General features: G+C 72.5%; 23 protein-coding genes. 10 read left to right on the top strand and 13 right to left on the bottom strand.

Annotation, left to right across the window (positions count from 1 at the left end; translation table 11 throughout):
* Nucleotides 1–33 precede the first annotated feature (33 nt).
* The 3 genes from BLU02_RS07085 to BLU02_RS07075 all read left to right on the top strand — a co-directional run bounded on the left by BLU02_RS07085 (nt 34) and on the right by BLU02_RS07075 (nt 2361).
* Complete coding sequence (locus BLU02_RS07085) at nt 34–372, top strand: DUF7882 family protein (RefSeq protein WP_025102488.1); 339 nt, start codon at nt 34–36, stop codon at nt 370–372.
* Nucleotides 373–484: 112 nt separating this feature from the next.
* Nucleotides 485–1384, top strand: a complete 900-nt coding sequence (locus BLU02_RS07080; RefSeq protein ID WP_060922820.1) for an SDR family oxidoreductase — start codon at nt 485–487, stop codon at nt 1382–1384.
* Nucleotides 1385–1443: 59 nt separating this feature from the next.
* Nucleotides 1444–2361 carry an EamA family transporter gene (locus tag BLU02_RS07075; protein WP_060922821.1) on the top strand — a complete coding sequence of 306 codons (918 nt, stop codon included), beginning with the start codon at nt 1444–1446 and terminating at the stop codon, nt 2359–2361.
* A gap of 23 nt (nt 2362–2384) precedes the next feature.
* Here the strand turns inward: BLU02_RS07075 and BLU02_RS07070 are convergent, their stop codons facing one another.
* Both BLU02_RS07070 and BLU02_RS07065 read right to left on the bottom strand, forming a co-directional pair.
* The gene (locus tag BLU02_RS07070; RefSeq protein ID WP_060922822.1) at nt 2385–3149 is read right to left on the bottom strand and encodes a YidC/Oxa1 family membrane protein insertase; all 765 of its coding nucleotides are present in this window, start codon (nt 3147–3149) and stop codon (nt 2385–2387) included.
* 64 nt (nt 3150–3213) lie between these two features.
* Nucleotides 3214–3486, bottom strand: a complete 273-nt coding sequence (locus BLU02_RS07065) for a DUF6412 domain-containing protein (RefSeq protein WP_060922823.1) — start codon at nt 3484–3486, stop codon at nt 3214–3216.
* A 93-nt stretch (nt 3487–3579) separates the two neighbouring features.
* Here BLU02_RS07065 and BLU02_RS07060 point away from each other — a divergent pair, with 93 nt between their 5' ends.
* From BLU02_RS07060 to BLU02_RS07050, 3 genes are read left to right on the top strand one after another with little or no spacing between them, the layout of a single operon-like run.
* Nucleotides 3580–4617: an NAD(P)H-dependent flavin oxidoreductase gene (locus BLU02_RS07060; RefSeq protein ID WP_060922824.1), complete on the top strand. Its 1038-nt coding sequence runs from the start codon at nt 3580–3582 to the stop codon at nt 4615–4617.
* A gap of 31 nt (nt 4618–4648) precedes the next feature.
* The gene (locus tag BLU02_RS07055) at nt 4649–4906 is read left to right on the top strand and encodes a type II toxin-antitoxin system Phd/YefM family antitoxin (RefSeq protein WP_025102482.1); all 258 of its coding nucleotides are present in this window, start codon (nt 4649–4651) and stop codon (nt 4904–4906) included.
* A complete protein-coding gene (locus BLU02_RS07050; protein ID WP_025102481.1) occupies nt 4903–5292 on the top strand; it encodes a type II toxin-antitoxin system VapC family toxin in 390 nt (129 codons plus the stop codon). The genes BLU02_RS07055 and BLU02_RS07050 overlap by 4 nt, the downstream gene beginning before the upstream one ends.
* Before the next feature lie 11 nt (nt 5293–5303).
* On the opposite strand, the gene purU is transcribed toward BLU02_RS07050, so the two are convergent.
* Complete coding sequence (gene purU, locus BLU02_RS07045; protein ID WP_025102480.1) at nt 5304–6155, bottom strand: formyltetrahydrofolate deformylase; 852 nt, start codon at nt 6153–6155, stop codon at nt 5304–5306.
* An 83-nt stretch (nt 6156–6238) separates the two neighbouring features.
* On the opposite strand from purU, the gene BLU02_RS07040 reads away from it, so the two are divergent.
* The gene (locus BLU02_RS07040; protein WP_060922825.1) at nt 6239–7453 is read left to right on the top strand and encodes a cation:proton antiporter; all 1215 of its coding nucleotides are present in this window, start codon (nt 6239–6241) and stop codon (nt 7451–7453) included.
* Nucleotides 7450–7920, top strand: a complete 471-nt coding sequence (locus tag BLU02_RS07035; RefSeq protein ID WP_025102478.1) for a hypothetical protein — start codon at nt 7450–7452, stop codon at nt 7918–7920. Before BLU02_RS07040 ends, BLU02_RS07035 begins: the two co-directional genes overlap by 4 nt.
* A gap of 2 nt (nt 7921–7922) precedes the next feature.
* On the opposite strand, the gene BLU02_RS07030 is transcribed toward BLU02_RS07035, so the two are convergent.
* From BLU02_RS07030 to BLU02_RS07015, 4 genes are read right to left on the bottom strand one after another with little or no spacing between them, the layout of a single operon-like run.
* The gene (locus BLU02_RS07030) at nt 7923–8639 is read right to left on the bottom strand and encodes a glutamine amidotransferase-related protein (RefSeq protein ID WP_060922826.1); all 717 of its coding nucleotides are present in this window, start codon (nt 8637–8639) and stop codon (nt 7923–7925) included.
* Between the two features lie 40 nt (nt 8640–8679).
* Nucleotides 8680–9429: a LysR substrate-binding domain-containing protein gene (locus BLU02_RS07025; RefSeq protein WP_025102476.1), complete on the bottom strand. Its 750-nt coding sequence runs from the start codon at nt 9427–9429 to the stop codon at nt 8680–8682.
* Nucleotides 9430–9439: 10 nt separating this feature from the next.
* Nucleotides 9440–9715, bottom strand: a complete 276-nt coding sequence (locus BLU02_RS07020) for a hypothetical protein (RefSeq protein ID WP_060922827.1) — start codon at nt 9713–9715, stop codon at nt 9440–9442.
* The gene (locus BLU02_RS07015; RefSeq protein ID WP_083370915.1) at nt 9712–11274 is read right to left on the bottom strand and encodes a PspC domain-containing protein; all 1563 of its coding nucleotides are present in this window, start codon (nt 11272–11274) and stop codon (nt 9712–9714) included. Before BLU02_RS07015 ends, BLU02_RS07020 begins: the two co-directional genes overlap by 4 nt.
* 114 nt (nt 11275–11388) lie before the next feature.
* Between BLU02_RS07015 and BLU02_RS07010 the strand changes: the two genes are divergently transcribed.
* On the top strand, nt 11389–12615 hold the full coding sequence (locus tag BLU02_RS07010; protein ID WP_060922615.1) for an ATP-binding protein: 1227 nt from the start codon (nt 11389–11391) through the stop codon (nt 12613–12615).
* On the top strand, nt 12608–13267 hold the full coding sequence (locus tag BLU02_RS07005; protein ID WP_025102472.1) for a LuxR C-terminal-related transcriptional regulator: 660 nt from the start codon (nt 12608–12610) through the stop codon (nt 13265–13267). Before BLU02_RS07010 ends, BLU02_RS07005 begins: the two co-directional genes overlap by 8 nt.
* Nucleotides 13268–13273: 6 nt before the next feature.
* On the opposite strand, the gene BLU02_RS07000 is transcribed toward BLU02_RS07005, so the two are convergent.
* The 6 genes from BLU02_RS07000 to BLU02_RS06975 all read right to left on the bottom strand — a co-directional run bounded on the left by BLU02_RS07000 (nt 13274) and on the right by BLU02_RS06975 (nt 20491).
* Nucleotides 13274–13681 (bottom strand): DapH/DapD/GlmU-related protein, encoded by a 408-nt coding sequence (locus tag BLU02_RS07000; protein ID WP_025102471.1) that lies wholly within the window; start codon nt 13679–13681, stop codon nt 13274–13276.
* A gap of 81 nt (nt 13682–13762) precedes the next feature.
* A complete protein-coding gene (locus BLU02_RS06995) occupies nt 13763–14536 on the bottom strand; it encodes a DNA-formamidopyrimidine glycosylase family protein (protein ID WP_060922617.1) in 774 nt (257 codons plus the stop codon).
* A complete protein-coding gene (locus tag BLU02_RS06990; RefSeq protein WP_060922618.1) occupies nt 14536–15330 on the bottom strand; it encodes an EI24 domain-containing protein in 795 nt (264 codons plus the stop codon). The genes BLU02_RS06995 and BLU02_RS06990 overlap by 1 nt, the downstream gene beginning before the upstream one ends.
* 18 nt (nt 15331–15348) lie before the next feature.
* Nucleotides 15349–15615, bottom strand: a complete 267-nt coding sequence (locus tag BLU02_RS06985; protein ID WP_060922619.1) for a Txe/YoeB family addiction module toxin — start codon at nt 15613–15615, stop codon at nt 15349–15351.
* Nucleotides 15612–15860 carry a type II toxin-antitoxin system Phd/YefM family antitoxin gene (locus BLU02_RS06980; protein ID WP_025102467.1) on the bottom strand — a complete coding sequence of 83 codons (249 nt, stop codon included), beginning with the start codon at nt 15858–15860 and terminating at the stop codon, nt 15612–15614. Before BLU02_RS06980 ends, BLU02_RS06985 begins: the two co-directional genes overlap by 4 nt.
* A gap of 47 nt (nt 15861–15907) precedes the next feature.
* Nucleotides 15908–20491, bottom strand: a complete 4584-nt coding sequence (locus tag BLU02_RS06975; protein ID WP_060922620.1) for an ATP-dependent helicase — start codon at nt 20489–20491, stop codon at nt 15908–15910.
* Nucleotides 20492–20561: the final 70 nt, after the last annotated feature.

The following is a 20561-nucleotide window of genomic DNA, read 5'->3' as shown; positions in this document are numbered from 1 at the left end:
GCTGAGGACCACCCGACCGAGGAGCATCACCCGATGGGCAAGTTCATCTACGAAGGCAGCGTGAAGACCGAGATCGAGGATCGGGCGCTCACGCACCTGCAGCTCGTCATCACGGCCAAGCTGCGTCGCGGCGAGCCGTTCCCGTTCAGCTGGCGCGAGGACGCCAGCGTCGGCGGTGGCCGGACCACCGTCTGGATCCAGCCGGGCAGCTCGCTCGTCTTCAAGTACTTCGGCAGCCGCCAGCCCGCCGTCAACCGGGCGTGGGTCGAAGCGCTCGCCTTCACCGCGAACTCCCCGAGCGGGCTCTACCTCGTCCCCGAGCCCGCAGAGGGTGCCGAGCCCCCGCACGGCGAGGTCCCCTCCGCCGGCTGACACCCGCTTTCGCGGAGACCGCCCCGGGCTGTCAACCCCCTGCCGTCCGCCCTCCGAAGCCGCGAGGCTCGATCACGACCCGATCGACAGCCCCATGACAGGAGGAGCGGATATGACCGACACCACCCGCGACGGCGGCCTCACCGACCCCCGACACGCCCACCACGAGGACGGATTCCCGGCGCAGAGCCAGGACCAGCCGGGCCTGACCGAGAAGACGACCCCGGAGCCGGACCACGGCGAGCAGTCCTACGTCGGCCACGGCCGGCTCGAGGGACGGCGCGCTCTCATCACCGGCGGTGATTCCGGCATCGGACGGGCGGTCGCGATCGCCTTCGCCCGCGAGGGTGCCGACGTGGCCATCGTGCACATGCCCGAGGAGCAGGCGGACGCGGAGGAGACGCTCGCGCTCGTCCGCGAAGCCGGTCGCACCGGCGTCAGCATCCCGGGCGACGTCCGCGAAGAGGCCTTCGCGACCGACGCCGTGCACCGTGCGCGTCGCGAGCTCGGCGGCCTCGACGTGCTCGTGCTCAACGCGGCCTATCAGCACGACATCGAAGGCTTCGAGAACCTCGATACCGAGAAGATGCGCCGCGTGTTCGACACGAACCTCGCCGGCCTCGTCTTCTCGGCCCGGGCTGCGTTCCCCGACCTCGAGCCGGGATCCAGCATCATCGTGACCTCGTCGGTGCAATCGGCGCAGCCGTCGCCGGGACTCATCGACTACGCCATGACGAAGGCGGCCCAGGTCGCGTTCGTCAAGGCGCTCGCGGAGGAGGCCGGTCCGCGCGGCGTGCGCGTCAACGCCGTCGCGCCGGGGCCGATCTGGACGCCGCTGATCCCCGCGACCGGATGGGGGCCGGAGCGCCTGGAGACGTTCGGTCAGGACACCCCGCTCGGACGCGCGGGGCAGCCCGCAGAACTCGCCGGTGCGTACGTGTACCTCGCCTCGGCGGAGTCGTCGTACGTATCCGGCGCGGTGCTCGCGGTGACGGGTGGCAAGCCGCTCTGATCCGCGCGAGGACGGCGCAGGCGGCGGGGAGGCAGGGCCCCGCCGCCTAAGCTTGTCTGGTGCAGAGACCCGCGGCATCCGGACCCCTCGTGGGCGTCGCGCTCGTCATCGGATCCTGCCTCTCGCTGCCGTTCGGCGCCGCCGTGGCCGCACAGCTCTTCCCCGTCCTCGGGCCGTGGGGCGTGACGTCGCTCCGCGTCGCGATCGCCGCGCTGCTGCTGGTCGTCATCGTGCGCCCCCGGCCCCGCGCCTGGACCCGGTCGCAGTGGCTCGCCGCCGTGCTGTTCGGGGTGTCGCTGGCCGCGATGAACGGGTTCTTCTATGCGGCCATCGACCGCATCCCCCTGGGGCCGGCCGTGGCCATCGAGTTCCTCGGGCCGCTCGTGCTCGCCGCCGTGCTGACCCGTCGTCTCGCCGACGCGGTCTGGGTGGGCGTGGCCCTGCTGGGCATGGCGCTGCTCGGGGTCGACGGCCTCGTCGGCGCCGAACCCCTCGATCCGCTCGGCGTGGTCTTCATCCTCGTCGCGGCCGGATTCTGGGTCATGTACATCCGGATGAGCGCGCGCGTCGGCGCCCTCATCCCCGGCAGCAGCGGGCTCGCGATGGGGCTCGTCGTCGCGGCCGTGCTCCTCATCCCCGTGGGCGTGCCGGCGGCGGCGACGGTGGCGCTGGACCCGCAGCTCCTCCTCCTCGCGGCGGTCACCGCGGTGCTGTCGTCGGTCATCCCGTACAGCTTCGAGCTCGCGGCGCTCCGCCGGCTCCCGCAGAGGGTGTTCGGCGTGCTGCTGAGCCTGGAGCCCGCGTTCGCGACCCTCGCCGGGTGGCTCATCCTCGGACAGGACGCCACGCCGCTGCGGCTGCTCGCGGTGGCGCTCGTGATCGCCGCGAGCGTGGGGACGACGCTGGGCGTGCGCCGCGACCGGAGGGGCGACGGCCCCGCGGGACCGTTCACCGCGCCGATCCCGCTTCCCGACTGACATCCCCTCCGATCGGGCGGCTCTCACGCCCGGACGGCCACCGGCTCCGGCAGCGGGTAACGGCGGCGCAGGATCACCCGCTGCACGAGGGTCCACACCACCGTGACCGTGAGGTACAGCGCGGCGGCCAGGGGCACGAAGGCCGCGAAGGCCGCGGTGAGGTAGTGCAGCGCCGACATAATCCGGAGCACGCCGGGGGAGCTGAGCGGAGAGTCGTCGCCCTCGACGGGGGCCGGTCGGAACACCCGCCGGGTGACATCGGCGACGGCGATCATCACGGCCAGCAGCACGCCGAAGACCGCGAACGTCGCCGGGGTCGCGGTGCCGCCGAACAGCGCCGACACCAGGCTCGTGCCGAGCGGGGCGCCGAAGAGGTCGTGGGTGAGCAGCTCGTTCGGGTGTCCGGCGATCTCCGGTCGCAGGAACAGCGTGTAGAGCAGGCCAACGACCGGTGCCTGCGCCAGCACGGGCAGCATCCCGGCGAAGGGCGAGGTGTTCTCGGCGCGGTAGAGCGCCATCATCTCCTGCTGCAGGCGCTCCGGGTTCTTCCGGTGGCGCTGCTGCAGCGCGCGCAGCTTCGGGGCGAGGCGGGCCCTGGTCTGCTCGGCTCGAGCCTGGGAGATGCCGACGGGGATGAGGAGGGCGCGCACGAGGAGGGTCACGAGGACCACGGCGAGGGCGGCGGCGGAGGGTCCGGCGAGGGGTTCGAGAAGGGTGGAGAGGCCGTTCAGGGCACCGTAGGCGGCGTCCAGGAGCGCGGCGAGGGGAGGGAAGGCGAAGATGTCCACGGGAAGGTCCGTTCGATGAGGTCGGGAGGGGTCGGCGAAGGCCGCGCGGTCCCGGTCGGACGGGCTACGCGGCGGTCGCGACTCCCGGCGCTCGCGGACGAGGGTGTCCCGCGGCATCCGGATCGCTCTGCGGGAGGAGCGTTCCGACATCGATCGCCCGCAGCGGGTGCGGGGCATCGGCGGAGGTCTGGTGGCGCACGCTCAGCGCGAGCGCGAGCGCGAGGACCGTGACGGCGAGCAGCGCGATCGCGAGGCCGAGCGCGGCGGCATCCGGCATCGTCACGAGGCCGATCGCGGCCGCGACGAAGCCGAGCATCTGCCCGAACCACTCGCTCATCCCGCGAGCTTACCCCGTTCGAGTCGCCCGAATTGCTGTATCCGGGCCGCCGATGGAGCCATTCAGGCGATTCGAAGGGCGTAGCGTCGGGGTATGGCGACAGAACTTCTGGGAGTCGAGCATCCGATCGTGCTGGGACCGTTCGGGGGGAGCTCGTCGGTGGAGCTGACGGCGGCGGTCAGTGCCGCCGGTGGGCTGGGATCGTACGGGCTGTACGGGTACGACGGCGACCGGATCCGCGCCGTCGGAGCCGAGCTGCACCACGCCACGGACCGGCCCTTCGCCCTGAACATCTGGCTGCCGCTGGGGGACGAGGTCGCGCCGAACCCGCAGCACGCGGTCTTCGCACAGGCGCTGGAGCCGTTCTACGAGGCCGTCGGGGTTCCGGTGCCGGCCCGCCCCGAGCGCTACACCCCCGACCTCGACGAGCAGCTCGACGCGGTGTGGGACGTCGCTCCGGCCGTGCTGAGCGTGGTGTTCGGGGTGCCGTCCGCCGCTCTCGTCGCCGAGGCCCGCGACCGCGGCATCCGCATCGTCGGCACCGCCACCACCGTCGCGGAAGCCGTCGCGCTCGCCGAGGCCGGAGTCGATGCGGTCGTCGCCTCGGGAGCCGAGGCGGCCGGGCACCGCGTGTCCTTCCTCCGACCCGCTGCCGAGTCGCTCGTGGGCACCGTCGCGCTCGTGCCGCAGATTGTGGACGCGGTCGACGTGCCCGTCATCGCCGCGGGCGGGATCGCGGACCGCCGCGGGGTCGCTGCGGCCTTCGCCCTCGGTGCCTCCGGCGTGCAGGTGGGGACGGCGTTCCTCGCGACCGCCGAGTCCGCCGCGACGGCAGCGCACCGCGACGCCATCCGGACCACCGCCGCCGACCAGACCGTGCTGACCAGGGCGATGAGCGGACGCCTCGCCCGCGGAGCCCGCAACCGCGCGGTGCGGGCGATCGAGGCCAGCGGCACGATCGCCCCGTTCCCGATGCAGAACTGGCTCACCGGGCGCTTCCGCGCGGCGGCAGGGGAGCAGAACCTGGGCGAGCTGCAGTCGCTGTGGATGGGGCAGGCCGCCCCGCTCGCGCGCGGGACCACCGCTGCCGAGGTCTTCGCGGAGCTCGCCGCCGGAGTCCCCGGCCGGTGAGGAACGCCAGGTTCCTGGCTAGAATGGCGTCATGTCCACGCAGAACGTCTTGGAAGCGCGAAACAACCTCTCGCGCCTGATCGCCGAGTCTCAGGCGGGTGAGGACGTGGTCATCACGAAGCGGGGCACTCCGGTCGCCCGTCTGGTCCCCATCGGTCCGGTCGACGTGGTGCGGAGCGGCCGCCTCCTCGTCGAGTGGATCGAACAGCATCCGCTTCCGCCCCGGCTCGCTCGGACCGCGGAGGAGCTGGACGCACAGGTCGCCGAGAACCGGGACGCCTGGGAATGATCTATCTCGACTCGTGCATCCTCATCTACGCCATCGAGGACCGCGGTCCGAGGGGCGATGCCGTGCGTCGGGCACTCCGCGACGTCGATGACGAGGTGGCGTCGAGTCCGCTGGCGCTCCACGAATGCCTCGTGCTCCCCGCCCGCGAGCGCAATCCGGAGCTCCGTGACCGGTACCTGGCTCTCTTCGAGCGGATGGAGATCGTGGCGCTCGATACGGCCGCGTTCGTCCGGTCGGCCGAGCTCCGGGCCGACTTCGGCCTGAAGACCCCGGACGCGCTGCACCTCGCGGCCGCCCAGCTGTCGGGGTGCACGGAGCTGTGGACGAACGACAAGCGCCTCGCCGCCGCGTCGCATGGGCTCGCCGTGGACATCCTCGACCGCTGAGCGGCCGGGCGCTAGAGGATGACGGTCGAGCGGCCGTGCACGATCACGCGGTCCTCGGCATGCCACTGCACGGCCCGGGCCAGCACCAGACGCTCGACGTCGGCGCCCCGGCTCTGCAGCTCTGCCGCGGACTCGGAGTGCGTGACCCGCGTGACGTCCTGCTCGATGATCGGCCCCTCGTCGAGGTCGGCCGTGGCGTAGTGCGCCGTGGCCCCGATCAGCTTCACGCCGCGCTCCTTCGCCCTGGCGTAGGGATTCGCGCCGATGAACGCGGGCAGGAACGAGTGGTGGATGTTGATGACGGGGACTTCGAGGCGCGTGATGAAGTCGTCGCTGAGGATCTGCATGTACCGGGCGAGCACGACGAGATCGACGTTGCCGCGGAGGAGGTCGAGCTGACGCTCCTCCATCGCCTGCTTGTCCGTCGAGGGGATGTGCACGAAAGGCACTCCGAAGGAGCGGACGGCCTCGGCGAGGTCCGGGTGGTTCGAGACGACCATGGTGATGTCGATGTCGAGCTGACCCCGCTGCGTGCGCCACAGCAGCTCCATCAGGCAGTGGTCGTACTTCGAGACGAAGATCGCCACGCGCTTGCGGCGGGCGACGTCGTGCAGCGACCACTCCATGCCGAAGCGCTCGGCGACCGTCGCGATGTCGGCCTCCAGGGCGGGGCGCGCGGCGGCGAGCCCGTCGAGGTGGATGACGGTCCGCTGGAAGAACCGGCCACCCTCGGAGTCGGTCGAGTGCTGGTCGAGCGAGATGATGTTCGCGCCGTGCTGGGCGAGCACGCCGGCGACCGCGGCGACGATGCCGGGCTGGTCGTCGCAGGCGATCAGCAGGCGGGCGGTATCGGGCTGGGTCATGGCTGCTCCTCGGGGTGTGCATCGATTCTGCCGTGCTGCGCGGGTGGGGAGCGAATCGCCCGCGGCGTCGCTACCCTGAGACCGTGGATGCGAGCGACATCGGACTGGTGCTGATCCCCCTGCTGGCGGTGGCCGCACCGCTTCTCGCGCGCGGGGTGCGTCCGCTCGTCCGGGTGCCGATCGTGGTGTTCGAGCTCGTCCTCGGCATCCTCGTCGGACCGGCTGTGCTCGGCTGGGTCGAGCCCGGTCCGCTGCTGGAGAAGCTCAGCGACTTCGGGCTCGCTGTGCTGTTCTTCGTCGCCGGCTCCGAGATCGACTTCCGCCAGGTGGCCGGCAAGCCCCTCGCCCGGGCATCGCTGGGCTGGCTGCTCAGCGTCGTGCTCGGCATCGGGCTCGGGTTCTTCTTCGCCCCTGGCGAGGGCATGGTCGTCATCGGGATCGCGCTGAGCTCGACCGCCCTCGGCACGCTGATGCCGATCCTGCGCGACGCGAAGGAGCTGGACACCCCGTTCGGCCGCGCCATCAGCACCATCGGCGCCGTGGGGGAGTTCCTGCCGCTGATCGCGATCTCGATCTTCCTCAGCACTCGGACGACGCCCCTGGCCACCGCGGTGCTGCTGACCTTCGTCGTGCTGGCGGGACTCGCCGTCCTCGTCGCGCACCGGGTGCCGCACGGGCGCCTGCACGGCATCGTGCGCGCGACCCTCCACACCTCCGACCAGTTCGGGGTGCGCTTCGTGATCCTCCTCATCGCGGCCCTCGTCGGCCTCAGCGTCATGCTCGACCTCGACATGCTCCTGGGAGCGTTCGTCGCCGGTGCGATCTGGCGCATCATCATGGCCAGGGCCCCGGAGAAGGATGCCGAAGAGGTCGAGAGCAAGATCGAGGGCCTGGCTTTCGGCTTCCTCGTGCCGGTGTTCTTCCTCTACACGGGGGTGACCTTCGACCTGCAGGCGCTGCTGACGTCTCCTTCGGCGATGTCCATGGTGCCGGTGTTCCTGCTGGCGCTCCTGGTGATCCGCGGGTCGGCCGCCCAGCTCTCCGCCCCGGCGGGTGCGAGCGGACGTGACCGCGCCGCGCTCGGCCTGCTCGCGGCCACCGGGCTGCCGATCATCGTCGCGGTCACCGCGATCGGCGTGGACCAGGACATGCTCGACTCCGGGACCGCGGCCGCGCTCGTCGGGGCGGGCATGCTGTCGGTGCTCCTGTACCCGCTGATCGGGATGACGCTACGTGGCGATCGCGCTCAGGTCGCCGGCCCGCGCCTCGCCGACCAGACGACGCTGGGGGAGCTGTGACCACCGCCTCCGCCCTGCTGACCCAGGCCGTGCAGGAGCTCGCCGGTGCACCCCGCGAGGGGCTCGGAGAGGAGAAGGACTCGCGCTGGCGCGGGCGGCGGATCGTCCGTGTCGGCGAGGCCTGGCACCTCGGCGTCATCCTGCTCACCGACACGCATACCTTGGCGACGGCGGAGGTGCTCCGCGCGGCGGACCCGGGGCGTCGGGGATACACCGCCGAGTCGGCACGCGCACGGGCCGAGCGCCGGGCCCTCGCCCTCCGCGGCGGCTTCCGCGAAGGGGATGTCGTGCACGTCGGCTGGAGCGTGATCGACGTCGATGCGGTCGACGCCGGAGGCTCCTCCGGTCCGCTCACGCTCCTCGACGGCGTGCCGTCGGTGCGCTGGAGTCAGGCGGGCGGTTTCATGCCGCTGGATGCCTACCTGCGCGAGCGCATCCCGCTGCTCCGCGGCGACGCGCCGTCCTGATCTCAGCCGAACAGCTCGGCGAAGCGGCGGAGCAGGGCGGCGCCCTCGGTGACCGAGGCCGAGAGGACCTCCTGCTGCACCGCGTCGAACTGCGCCGGATCGAAGTACCCCGTCGTGCGATAGAACGTCATCCGATCGGCGAAGTCGCGCGGCGTCGGCTCGGGATGGAACTGCGCGGCGTACAGGTGGGTGCCCACCCGGTAGGCCTGCACAGGGCAGGTCGGGTTGGTGGCGAGCAGGACGGCCCCGGGCGGAGTCGTCGCGGCGCTCTCCTTGTGCGCGGTGAAGACGGTGAGTGCCGGACCGGACGGGCCGAACACGGGATCGACGGCGCCCTCCGGTGTCGTCTCGATGACCGTCGCGCTCGCCGCCTCCGGCATGGTCGTCACGACCTCGCCGCCGAGGAGGCGGGTGAGCACGCCGATGCTGAAGCAGGTGAAGAAGGCGGCGATCCGCTGCTCCCGCGCCGCGCGGGCGAGCGTCTCCAGGTCGGCCTCCACGCGTCGCTGCACCGCAGTCTTCTCGGCGTCGGTGACATTGAACGGCGAACCGCCGATGACGACGCCGCGGTAGCGGTCGAGGTGGGCTTCGGTCAGCGGCTCGTGCAGCAGATCGAGACGATCGACCACGTCGACTCCGAGTGCCCGCCGGAACGAGGCGTGCTCGGCATCCGCCGCCCCGGTCTCGGGTCGCACGCAGACGTAGAGAAGCGAGGCCATCAGGCGATTCTAACGAGGGGGAGGGTCCGGTCCTGACGGCTCAGCGGGACGAGTTCGCGGTGCGTCCTCGGACGATGCCGACGAACGTCTCGACGTCGGGCGTGGTCCGGTCGCGCGGCCAGGCGAGGGCCACGGTCGAGACCGGGCCGTCGGCGAGGACGCGGTAGTCGGCGTCCTTCCGGTGGTGCAGTCGGGCCAGCGACATCGGCACGAGGACGATGCCGACACCCGTCGCCGCCGTGGCGATCGCGTCGGCGGTCGGCAGGGGTCCGACGCGTGCGGGGATGGTGCCCGGCACCTGCACCGGCCCGAGCACGTCGTCGGACAGGGAGTGCAGCACCTCGCCGTCGAGGTCGGCGGTCGTCAGCTCGTCCGCCGCGAGCAGGTGCGAATCGGTCGAGGCCACGACGACCGGGACCTCGTCGTACAGCGGGATGACGTGCAGGGCGTCGTCGTCCAGCGGGAGGCGCACGAGGGCGGCGTCGAGATCGTCGAGCGCCTCTCGCTGCCCGGCTACCTCGATCGGGACGAGTTCGAGGGCCACGTGGGGCAGTCGCCGCTTCCACGTGTCGATCCACTTGCCCGGCGTCGCTCCGGGCACGGCACCGAGGCGGAACGTCCGCGGCTCCTCGGGTGCGGCGGTGGGCGCGTCGAACACGACCTTCTCGGCGCGGGGTGAGCGGCGCGGGGCCGGCTTCCCCTGGCGTGAGCCGCCGCCCGCGGCACGGCCCCGGTGGGCGGGGGAGCCCTTGCCGGAGCCCTTCGCGGGTCGTCGTCCCTGGTGCGCCATGGGATCCAGGCTACTCGGCGTGCTCGGAGTCCTCGGCGGGGGAGTTCCGCTGGGTCCGCCGGACCAGTCCGGCGACACCGCCGACGAGGAACAAGGCCCCCGCCGTGAGGAGCACGATCGTGAGCAGGGTGGCGGGAGTCATCGTCCCGACGCCGTCGGCCAGCGCGGCGCGGCGCTCCGCATCCGTGAGGAACCACAGCGCCCCCGCGGCGATCGCGGCGAAGGTCGTGCCCCAGATGATGGATGCCCAGCGCACCCGGGGTGCGGTGATGGTCTCGGTGCTCATTCCTGGCCCTCCTCGGGCTCTTGCAGGGTCACGACGATGACGCCGCTCGCCTGGTCGATGGTCACGGGCTGGATCGTGGAGGGACTGCCCTCCTCGGCGGAGATGTTCGCGGCGAGGACGTTCTCGTCACCCCGCGGCGTGGCGGCGATGACGCCGGTGTCCATGACCATCGGGTCTTCCGGATCGACGCGGAGCCAGCTCACCTCCACCCCGTCGCCCACAGTGCCGCGGAGCTGCAGCTGCACGCCGGCATCGACGAAGATCTCGGTCCGCCCCGACCCCTTCTCGATCTCGATGGGGCGGGGGCCGCCGTCGTGCCGGTGGAGCTGCAGGTACAGGTCGCCGAACGGCTGTCGGACGTGCGCCTCCTGGTTGTTCGTGAGCGAGGCGTACCCGAGGGTGAGACCGGGCATCGTGGACAGGAAGCCCGTGAGGAGACCCGCGGCCAGCGTCAGCACGGTGAGGAAGGCCAGGGCGCCACTGCGGCGACGGAGGGCTCCTGCCGTGATCATCGCCAGGGCCAGGACCAGCGCGCCGGACAACAGCCCCAGCGCGCCGCCGAGGGCTTCACCGACGGCGAGTCCCACGCCGGCGCCGACGACGATCGCGAGTCCGAGGGCGGTCATGACGAAGGGGAAGCCGGCGCGCGGATTCGACGCGCGGCGGACGCGTCGGCGCTCCGCGGCTGCGGCGGCGAACACGGCCGCCTCGGCCTGACGCTCCCGGCGGAGCTGGTCGCGTGCGGCGCGCTCCGCATCCTGCTGCTGCCGGCGCCAGGCCTGATCCTGCTCCTTCCAGGCGGCGTGCTGGGCGCGCCAGGTCTCCAGCGCGGCGGGGTCCTGGGTGCCCGGAGGCAGGGGTGCCGGAGGTGCGGGGATGGCGAGGACGTCGGGCCCGATGGTGTCGGCGAGCGGTACCGAGACCGGAGCGTCCGTCGCCGTGGAGGGAATGGCGTCCGCCCCCGTGGCGGGACCCGAACCCGCGTCGGGGGCGGACGCAGCCGGGGCCGCCGGATCGGCGGAAGCCCCCGCCGGATCCGGCGCGGAAGCGCCCGGAGTGCGGCGCGCGGCACGCACGATGAGGAAGAGCAAGGCGGCGGCGAGCACGAGCCCGACCACCCAGGTGAGGGTCGACAGTGCCGACCAGCCGTCGTAGCCGAGGCCGAACAGGCGCCCGGCGAGCGGTGCCGTCGGGAAGAGCCCGATCACGGCGAGGGCGAGGATGCCGAGTTGCACGGGATCGTACCGGCGCTGCAGCAGATCACGCAGATGCACGCGGCCGTCGACGTCCGGCAGCACCGCCCAGGCGAGGGCGTACAGGAACAGGGCCGGAAGACCGAAGAGGGCCGCCACGACGAGGACCCCGCGCACGATCAGCGGATCGATGCGGAGGCGGATCGCGATGCCCGCCGCGACACCGCCGAGCCAGCCGTCGGTGCGCACCACGCCGAGGCCGGCGACCCACAGCAGGAACCGGTCGGCACCGCGCGGCCGGCGGGGGGCTTCCGGTGCCGATGCCTCGTGGTCGGCGGGCGGTGGCGGAGCGGTCGGAATCGTCATGAGTCGATCCTCGCGGTCCGCAGCGCCGCGGGGCCATGGGGGGATCCCCTGAGCACACCCTGATTCCGCGCCGGGGAGGTCCCGGAGAGGGGAGGCGGATGATTGGATGACGGTATGCCCTCCGCCGTCTCCACACTCCCCGGCTCCGCGCCGGCGACCGTGCGACCGGCGCTGACCCGCGACCGCGACGCCCTCGTGACCGGGGTGAGCGCCGGACTCGCACGCCACCTCGGTGTGCGCGTCGGGCTGGTGCGGGCGCTGTTCGTCGCTCTGACGCTCTGCGGCGGTGCGGGCGTGCTCCTGTACGCCTGGTGCTGGACCTTCATGCCGTGGACGGACGGGACGACCGCGCCGACGCGTCGCCTCCCGGTCGCCTGGCTCCTGCTGGTCCCCGCGGCCGTCGGCGCCCTCGTCGTCGTGGTGTGGCGCGGGGGCAGCGACTGGCTGAACGGATCGATCCCTCCGGGCACGGCGGCCGTGGTCGTCGGCGGCACCACGCTGTGCGCGACCGCCTCCGGGCTGTGGGCGACGCTCATCGATCGCACCGACACGGCCCGCGGCCCTCGGCACACCACCACCGTCCGCATCCTCGCGGTGCTCGTCCTCGGCCTCGTGGTCCTCCTGCTCCTCTCGTGGCCGATCGCGCGCTCGGGTGTCGTGCTCGTTCTGCTCCCGCTGGCCGGGCTGGTGACGGTGGTGGCCTCGGCCCTCATCCCGCGCTGGCGGGAACTGGCGGGGGAGCGGGTGCGCCGCATCCGGGAGGAGCAGCGCAGCGTCATGGCCGCCCACCTGCACGACTCGGTGCTGCAGACGCTCGCCCTCATCCAGAACCGGGCCGGGGCATCGAGCGAGGCGGCACGACTGGCCCGCGCGCAGGAGCGGGAGCTGCGTGCCTGGCTGTACGACGGCGATGCTCCGGCGGACAGCGACCTGCCGACCGACCTGCGCGACTACGCCGGAGCGCTCGAGATCGACCACCCGGTCCGGATCGAGGTGGTCTCCGCCGGGCTGTCGGCGGAGCGGGCGAGCGGGGAACTGGCAGCTGCGGCCCGGGAGGCGATGCTGAACGCCGCCCGGCACGCGGGCGGCGAGATCTCCGTCTACATCGAGGGTCGTGTCGACGGGGTCGACGTGTTCGTGCGCGACCGCGGTCCCGGATTCCGGCTCGACGAGGTGCCCGGCGATCGGCTCGGCGTGCGGGAGTCGATCATCGGGCGGTTGCGTCGCGCGGGCGGCACGGGGTCGGTGCGCAGTGACGACGCCGGTACCGAGGTGCATCTGCGCCTGCCCACCATCTCGTCCCCGGAGCGGGGACCGATCCGACAGGAGCCCCGTGGCTGACCCGCTTCGCGTCGTGATCGTCGACGACCACTCCATCTTCCGCTCGGGCCTGCGGGCCGATCTCGATGCGAGCGTGCAGGTCGTGGGCGAGGCGGCGGACGTGCCCTCGGCGATCGCCGTGATCGTGGAGACGGACCCGGACGTGGTGCTCCTCGATGTGCACCTCCCCGGCGGTGAGGGCGACGACGCGACGGGTGGGGAAGCCGTGATCCGAGGGACGCGGCCGACCACGACGCGGTTCCTCGCGCTGAGCGTCTCCGATGCGGCGGCCGACGTCGTCCGGGTCATCCGGGCCGGGGCGCGCGGCTACATCACGAAGGGGTCATCGGGCCGCGAGGTGAGCGAGGCTGTGCGCGCCGTCGCCGAGGGGGACGCGGTGTTCTCGCCGCGGCTCGCGGGATTCGTGCTCGACGCGTTCGGCGCCGTCGCCGGCGAGACCGCCACCGCGACGGACGAGCTCGACCGCCTCTCCTCGCGCGAGCAGGAGGTGATGCGACTGATCGCCCGCGGCTACGCCTACAAGGAAGTCGCCGCCGCGCTGTTCATCTCGATCAAGACCGTCGAGACGCACGTGTCGTCGGTGCTGCGCAAGCTGCAGCTCTCCTCCCGCCACGAGCTCACCGCCTGGGCGTCGGAGCGGCGCCTGCTCTGAGAGCGGTCAGGCCGCCAGCCAGAGACCTTTCTGATCGGTGGCGACGGTGAGCCCCGCCGCGACCGTCTCGTCGTCGCCGATGCGGGCGCCTCGCACGATGCGGGCGCCGGCGCCGATGTCGGTGCGGACTCCCACGTGCGCGTGATCGCCGACCGCCGCGCCCTGGCCGACGTGCGCGTGGGCGTCGATGTACGCGCCCTCGCCGATCACGGCGTCCTCGTCCACCCACGCACCGCGGGCGACGATAGCCCCCGCTCCGACGCGTGCTCCCGGTTCGATGTAGGCTCCCGCCTCGATGTGCGCCTTCGGATGCACCTTGGCGCCATGCGCGACGAGACCGCGACCGTTGGCGTGCTTGCGGTACCGCAGCGTCGCTCCGTGGTCGTTCTCGATGTCGACGTAGTTCTTGCCCACGATTCCTCCCGTGCTCCGGAGTTCTCCGGATATATCAACAACCACGGGAGGGGGAGATTCATTCCCGCGGATGGATACGGCTCAGCGCTGGCACCGGGGGCACCAGAACGTGATCCGCTCTCGGGTCGGATCGGCCCCCAGCTCCCCGCGACGGATGAGCGTTCCGCAGCGCCGGCAAGGGCGTCCGGCGCGTCCGTAGACCCACGTGGCCTGGCCCGGACGATCGATGCCGGTGAAGGTGCGGTTGCGGCGGTCGCGGTTCGCGCGGATGGTCCGCACACCCAGGTCGAGGAGGGCGGCGACGTCGACCTCCGGGGTCGGGGTGGTCGGCAGGATTCCGCGGAGGAACAGGAGTTCTGCCGCGTACTCGTTGCCGAACCCCGCGACGTTGCGCTGATCGAGCAGGGCGACGTGGATGGCCCGGGTGTCGGCGCCGAGCCGGCGCGCGGCCTCGATCGCGTCCCAGTCGGCGGCGAGCGGATCGGGGCCGAGGTAGCCGACGAGGTCGTCTTCATCGCGGGTGGGGACGACTTCGACTTCGGCGATGTCCACGCCCACCGCCTCGCGCTCCGCCGTGCCGACGATCGCCCGCACCTTGAACGCGGGATGCCGCCACTTCTCGCCGGGCCGGTACACGAACCAGGCGCCGTCCATGCGCAGATGCGAATGCAGCGTGCTCTCGCCGATCCGCAGCAAGAGGTGCTTGCCGCGGGGGATGGCGCCGTGCACCCGCTGTCCGGTCAGATCGAGGGTCGCGAAGCGCGGCACGCGGAGGTCGAAGCGCGTTACCTCCCCGCCCGCGAGGGCCTCGTCCAGGCGGCGGGCCGTGCGGAAGACGGTATCTCCCTCGGGCATCAGGCGATCCCCGGAGTGCGGTCGTGCCGTCCCGGGGCCGGTGCAGGGGTGGCGACGGCGAGCGGGGTGCGGGCCTGCATGTCGCGCGCCAGCATCGTGCTTCCCGCGACCGCGGCCGGCATCATGGCGACGGCGCCGCCCGGGATGAGGAAGCAGAGCTGGGTGGCGACGCCGAAGCCGAGCACGCGGGCGCGACTGCCCGAGAACAGCGCGGCGCGGGCGGCGGGGCTGAGATCGCGCGCATCGAAGGCGCGACCGGTCAGCTCCCGCGCGAGCAGGCGGCCCGTGAGGACCACGCCGGACACCGCGCCGAGGACGCCGCCGACACCGGGTACGAGGCCGATGAGGAGAACGAGGACGGCGATCAGGAGGCCGAGCACGACCAGTCGGAGACCTTCACCGACGGTGGTCCAGAAACTGCCGCCGTCGGCGGGAGGCGGGTCGCCCAGGTCCTTCTCCACGGCATGCCAGATGCGCTGATAGAACGGGTCGCCGATCGTGAGGGTGAGGGCGCTGAACACCGAACTGGCCAGCGCGAGCGCGGCGGCGACCACCACGAGGCTGACCGCGGTCCGCAGGAACCCGCGCCAGGGCTCGACCCAGCCGTCGGCGAAGGGGGTGAGCCACGCGGACAGCGACGGCATCGACAGGATCAGCGGCACGAGGACGGCCGCGAGGAGCACGAGCGCGATGACCGCGGGGACGAGCCCGAGCGCCATCAGGCCCGGACGGGTGCGCCACACGCCGAAGCCGCGGAACAGGGTGCGGACGCCGGCGGCGAACTCTCGGATCATGGCTCCAGGGTAGGGGGGTCAGTAGTGATAGCGGGCCTGCAGGATGGTCACGTGGCGATCGGTCGCCGTGTAGACGAGGCGATGAGCCTCATCGATGCGCCGAGACCAGGCGCCGGCGAGCGCGTGCTTGAGGGGCTCGGGCTTGCCGATCCCCTGGAAGGGGTCGTCGCGGAGGGTGTCGGCGATCAGGAGGTTGATTCGCTTGAGAGCACGACGGTCCTCCGTCTGCCAGTACACGTAGTCCTCCCACCCTTCGGGTGTCCAGACGAGGTGCCGGGCCGTCATGCCTCGTCGAGGTCGTGCTCCGAGACGTCGCCGTCGCGGGCAGCGGCCAGGGCGCTGAGGAGTCGCTGAGCGTTCGCGGGCGAGCGCAGCAGGTAGCTCGTCTCCACCAGGGAGTCGTACTCCGCCTTGGACATGAGGACGGCACTTCCTCGGCGCGAGGTGATCTCCACTTCGCTGTGATCGAGGTTCACGCGCTCGATCAGGCCGAACAGATCGCGCCGCGCTTCACTCGTCGTGATGGCCATGTCGTTCCCCTTCTGGTACGGAATATGGTACCACTCGTGAGGCCGAGTCAGACGGCCTTGCGAAGGGTGAAGCCGCGCGGCGTCTGGACGAAGCCCGCCTCCTGCAGGGCCCGCCCGAGGATCGTGCCGTACACGCCCTCTCCGTTCACCTTCTCGACCGTGAGGGTGTCGAGGCGGCGGTCCCTGGCCGTCGTCGCGAGGTCGGCGGCGGCGGCCTGCAGCACCTCCTCGTCGTCCGTGAAGCACAGCACGGTCCGTCCGCCGCGCTCGAGCGACAGGACGAGGGCGCCGTCGACGAGCACCACGAGCCCGCCGGCCTTGCGCCCCGGGCGATGCGAGACGCCCTCCAGCTTCGGCCACCCGAGCGCCGCACCGTAGGGGTTCGCGGGGTCGGTGGCCGCCAGGGTGACGGCCTTCCGCGGCGGCGGATCGGCGAGGCCGGCGTACGTGCGGAGACGGTCGACCGTGGCGGAGGCGGCGAACTGCGCGGCGCCGAGCTTCTCGATCACGTAGCCGCGACGGCAGTGCCCCGCCTCCTCGAATCCGGCCAGCACGCGGTACGCCTGCGCGAAACCTCCGGGGACGCCCTCGGACTGCACGGCCCCGCGGGTGACCACCCCGTAGCGGTCGAGGAGCAGTCCGGCGGTGACGGTCGCGCGCCTCGCCGGATCGGTCTCGACCTCGGGGAGCAGCGACCAGCGACCGCCGATGGAGGTCGGGCGCGGAGCCGTGCGCGTGAGCGACATGCCGCGATAGGTGCGCGCACGCGGAGCGCGACGCTTGACCTTGTGGGCCTGGGAGCCCCCGGTCAGCAGCGAGCGGATCGGCGCGAAGGTGTCGTTGGTCACGTGCCCGGACCAGGTCAGCGACCACAGGGCCTCCAGCACCGACTGCTCGTTCTCGGCGCCGGTCATCTCCTTGAGCTGCGCGGCGAAGTAGGCGCCGCCCGCCGCGAGGGCCGCGAGGAGGCGCGCCTCCAGCGACTCCGCGGCGATCTCCGCGTCCGGATCGGGCAGGGTGAACGGGGCGAGATCGGCCGGGTGCAGCGAGACCCACCCGTCGCGGCCGGGGAGCGTGCCGTGTCCCGACCAGATCACCTCGCCCGCGGCCGTGAGTTCGTCGAGCATCGCCGGGGTGTAGTCGCGCACCCGCGACGGCAGGACGAGCGACTCCCAGGCGCTGGCGGGGATGGGGACGCCGGCGAACTGCTCGATCACGGTGAGCACGCCGTCGATGCCCTCCAGGGGTCGACCGAGATGCTGCCAGTCCGGCAGGAACCGGGCGTAGGCCTCCGGGGAGACCGGCTCGACGGACCCGCGGATCGCCGCGAGCGACCGCATGCGCAGCCGCCGCAGCACCTCGGTGTCGCACCACTCGATGTCGTCGCCGCTGCCGGCCGCGGTGGGGAGGAAGTACCCGCTCGTGAGGCGGCCGTTCGTCTCCAGGCGTTGCAGGGTGTGCCGGGCGACCGCGGTGCCGAGACCGAAGCGCTCAGCGACGGACGCGGTGGTGAAGGGGCCGTGGGTGCGGGCGTGACGGGCCACGAGGTCGCCGAGGGGATCCGCCAGCGGCTCGAGGAAGGCCACGGGGATGCCGGTCGGCAGGGCTGCGCCGAGAGCGTCGCGCAGGCGTCCGGCGTCCTCGATCGCGGCGACCCTGGCCACCCCGGCGATAGTGACGGGGATGGCCCGCCGCGCGGTCACGAGGTCGTCGAGCAGCGTCGCCGCGGTCGCTCCGCCGGTGGACTCCGGATCGAGGCGTGCCGCCACCTCGTCGGCGTCGAGCGGGCCGAGCAGCCGGAGCAGGTCGGCGACGCCCTCCACGCCGCGCGCCCGACGCTCCGGGTCGAGGCGCTGGGCCTCGCGCTCGAACTGCGCGATGACGTCGGGGTCGAGGAGCTCGCGCAGCTCGACCGTGCCCAGCAGCTCGCCCAGCAGTGCGGGATCGACGGACAGGGCGGCCGCTCGGCGCTCGGCCAGCGGCGAGTCGCCCTCGTACATGAACGCGCCGACGTAGCCGAAGAGGAGGTCGCGCGCGAACGGCGACGGCTGCCCCGGCTGGGTCTCGACGAGGCGGATGCGGCGGTCGGCGATGCTGGTCGCGAGCTTCCGGAGCGACGGCAGGTCGTAGACGTCCTGAAGCACCTCGCGCAGGGTCTCCAGGATCACGGGGAAGGTGGGATGCCGGCGGGCGACCTCGAGGAGCTGGGCCGAGCGCTGGCGCTGCTGCCAGAGCGGCGTGCGGCGGTTGGGGTTCGTGCGGGGCATGAGCAGCGCCCGCGCGGCGCACTCGCGGAACCGCGAGGCGAACAGCGCCGAGCCGCCGACCTCCTGCGTGACGAGCTGCTCCAGCTCGTCCGGATCGAACACGAAGAGCTCCGCACCGGGCGGCTCCGACTCGGCGTCGGGGATGCGCACGATGATGCCGTCGTCGCTCGCCACCGCGGAGCCCTCGACGCCGAGACGCTCCCGCACGCGCGCATTGATCGCGAGCGCCCAGGGCGCATGCACCTTCATGCCGTACGGGGAATGCAGGATGACCCGCCAGTCGCCGACCTCGTCGTGTCCGCGCTCCACGGTGAGCGTGCGGTCCGTCGGCAGGGTGCCCGTGGCCTCCCGCTGCTCGGAGAGATGCGCGAGGAGATTGGCCCGCGCCTGCTCGTCGAGCCCGGCTGCGATGAGACGCTGCTCCGCCTTCTCCGGCTTCGCGGCGGACACCTCGCGGGAGAACGTCCCGAGCGCCTCGCCCAGCTCGAACGGGCGGCCGATGCCGTCGCCGTGCCAGAACGGCACCTTGCCCGGCTGGCCGTAGGCGGGGATGACGTTGACGCGGTCGTGGGTGATCTCGGCGATGCGCCAGCTCGTGGTGCCCAGGGTGAACACGTCGCCGACGCGGGACTCGTAGACCATCTCCTCGTCGAGCTCGCCCACGCGGGCACCCGTGGACTCGCCCGCCACGAAGACGCCGAAGAGGCCGCGGTCGGGGATGGTGCCGCCGCTCGTGACCGCGATCCGCTGTGCCCCCGGGCGGCCGGTGAGCGTGCCGGCATCGCGATCCCAGACGAGGCGCGGCCGCAGCTCGGCGAACTCGTCGGAGGGGAAGCGGCCGGCCAGCAGGTCGAGGGTGGCCTCGTACGCGGAGCGGGGGAGCGACTGGAACGGGGCGGACCGGCGGACGGTCTCGAACCACTCCTCGACGCTGATGGCGCCGAGGGCGCTGGCCGCGACGGTCTGCTGGGCGAGGATGTCGAGCGGGTTCCGCGGCACCTGGATGGCCTCGATCTTCCCCGCCAGCATCCGCTCCGTCACGATCGCGGTGTGCAGCACGTCGCCGCGGTGCTTCGGGAACAGGGCCGCGCGGCTGATCTCGCCGACCTGATGTCCAGCGCGACCCACGCGCTGGAGTCCGGAGGCCGCGGACGGCGGCGCCTCGACCTGGATCACGAGGTCGACGGCACCCATGTCGATGCCGAGCTCCAGGCTGCTCGTGGCGACGACGCACCGGAGCACCCCCGACTTCAGCTCCTCCTCGACCTGCGCGCGCTGTTCTTTCGACACCGAGCCGTGGTGGGCCTTGGCGAGCACCGGATCGGCGCCCGCGGTGGTTCCCGCCTGCGCCATCATCGCGGCGGGCACGGCCGGCTCCGGAAGCGCGACCCCGATCCGCTCCGCATAGATCTCGTTCAGCCGTCCGGTCAGCCGTTCGGCGAGGCGGCGGGAGTTCGCGAAGACGATGGTGGAGTTGTTCTGGAGGATGCGGTCGACGATCGCCTCCTCGACGTGCGGCCACACCGAGCCGGTGACCTCGGTGTACTCCGCATCGATCCCCGGGGCCTCCGGCGGCGCCCCGGGCGGGGGTGGCGGGTTGGTCATGTCGTCCATCGGCACGACGACGCCGAGCTCGAAGGTCTTCGATGCCGGGGGAGCGACGATCTCGACCGGGTCGGCGCCGCCGAGGAACCGCGCGACCTCGTCGATCGGGCGGACGGTGGCCGAGAGGCCGATGCGCTGCGCTGCGGTCTCCGCGCCGTGGGAGCGGCGGAGGGCGTCGAGGCGCTCCAGGCTCACCGCGAGGTGCGCGCCGCGCTTGGTGGCGGCGACCGCGTGCACCTCGTCGATGATGACCGTGTGCACGTCGCGCAGGGTGTCGCCGGCCCGGCTCGTGAGCATGAGGTACAGCGACTCGGGGGTCGTGATGAGGATGTCGGGCGGATCGGATACTAGTTTGCGGCGATCGCTCGACGTGGTGTCTCCCGAGCGGACGCCCACGGTGATGCCGGGGGCGGTGAGACCGAGCCGCCGCGCGGACTGCCCGATGCCGATGAGGGGCGAGCGCAGGTTGCGCTCCACGTCCACACCGAGGGCCTTGAGCGGGGAGATGTAGAGGATCCGCGTGCGGGACCCGTCCTTCTTCGGCTCCTCCGGGAGGGCGGCGCGCTCGCGGAACACGCTGTCGATGGCCCAGAGGAACGCCGACAGCGTCTTGCCGGAACCGGTCGGAGCGACGACGAGGGCGTGCTTGCCGGCGGAGATCGCCTCCCACGCGCCCGCCTGCGCCGGCGTGGGTGCGGTGAAGGCACCCCGGAACCAGTCCTGTGTGGCCGGGGTGAAGCGGTCGAGCACGTCGCTCATGCCTCCATCATTCCCGACCCCACCGACATCCGGCCCGGACCTTGACAGCCCCCTCTCCCGCCCGCACGAC

Source organism: Microbacterium paraoxydans (genome assembly GCF_900105335.1).
Classification (GTDB): domain Bacteria; phylum Actinomycetota; class Actinomycetes; order Actinomycetales; family Microbacteriaceae; genus Microbacterium; species Microbacterium paraoxydans.
The sequence above is the reverse complement of the archived record's forward strand: the minus strand, read 5'-3'. Positions and strand labels throughout refer to the sequence as shown.

Coding starts and splice junctions, on each gene's coding strand:
- BLU02_RS07050 (WP_025102481.1), top strand. CDS start 4,903: ATGATCTATCTCGACTCGTGCATCCTCATCTACGCCATCGAGGACCGC.
- BLU02_RS06975 (WP_060922620.1), bottom strand. CDS start 20,491: ATGAGCGACGTGCTCGACCGCTTCACCCCGGCCACACAGGACTGGTTC.
- BLU02_RS07010 (WP_060922615.1), top strand. CDS start 11,389: ATGCCCTCCGCCGTCTCCACACTCCCCGGCTCCGCGCCGGCGACCGTG.
- BLU02_RS06980 (WP_025102467.1), bottom strand. CDS start 15,860: ATGGCCATCACGACGAGTGAAGCGCGGCGCGATCTGTTCGGCCTGATC.
- BLU02_RS07055 (WP_025102482.1), top strand. CDS start 4,649: ATGTCCACGCAGAACGTCTTGGAAGCGCGAAACAACCTCTCGCGCCTG.
- BLU02_RS07015 (WP_083370915.1), bottom strand. CDS start 11,274: ATGACGATTCCGACCGCTCCGCCACCGCCCGCCGACCACGAGGCATCG.
- BLU02_RS07085 (WP_025102488.1), top strand. CDS start 34: ATGGGCAAGTTCATCTACGAAGGCAGCGTGAAGACCGAGATCGAGGAT.
- BLU02_RS07030 (WP_060922826.1), bottom strand. CDS start 8,639: ATGGCCTCGCTTCTCTACGTCTGCGTGCGACCCGAGACCGGGGCGGCG.
- BLU02_RS07080 (WP_060922820.1), top strand. CDS start 485: ATGACCGACACCACCCGCGACGGCGGCCTCACCGACCCCCGACACGCC.
- BLU02_RS07020 (WP_060922827.1), bottom strand. CDS start 9,715: ATGAGCACCGAGACCATCACCGCACCCCGGGTGCGCTGGGCATCCATC.
- BLU02_RS07060 (WP_060922824.1), top strand. CDS start 3,580: ATGGCGACAGAACTTCTGGGAGTCGAGCATCCGATCGTGCTGGGACCG.
- BLU02_RS06995 (WP_060922617.1), bottom strand. CDS start 14,536: ATGCCCGAGGGAGATACCGTCTTCCGCACGGCCCGCCGCCTGGACGAG.
- BLU02_RS06990 (WP_060922618.1), bottom strand. CDS start 15,330: ATGATCCGAGAGTTCGCCGCCGGCGTCCGCACCCTGTTCCGCGGCTTC.
- BLU02_RS07065 (WP_060922823.1), bottom strand. CDS start 3,486: ATGAGCGAGTGGTTCGGGCAGATGCTCGGCTTCGTCGCGGCCGCGATC.
- purU (WP_025102480.1), bottom strand. CDS start 6,155: ATGACCCAGCCCGATACCGCCCGCCTGCTGATCGCCTGCGACGACCAG.
- BLU02_RS07025 (WP_025102476.1), bottom strand. CDS start 9,429: ATGGCGCACCAGGGACGACGACCCGCGAAGGGCTCCGGCAAGGGCTCC.
- BLU02_RS06985 (WP_060922619.1), bottom strand. CDS start 15,615: ATGACGGCCCGGCACCTCGTCTGGACACCCGAAGGGTGGGAGGACTAC.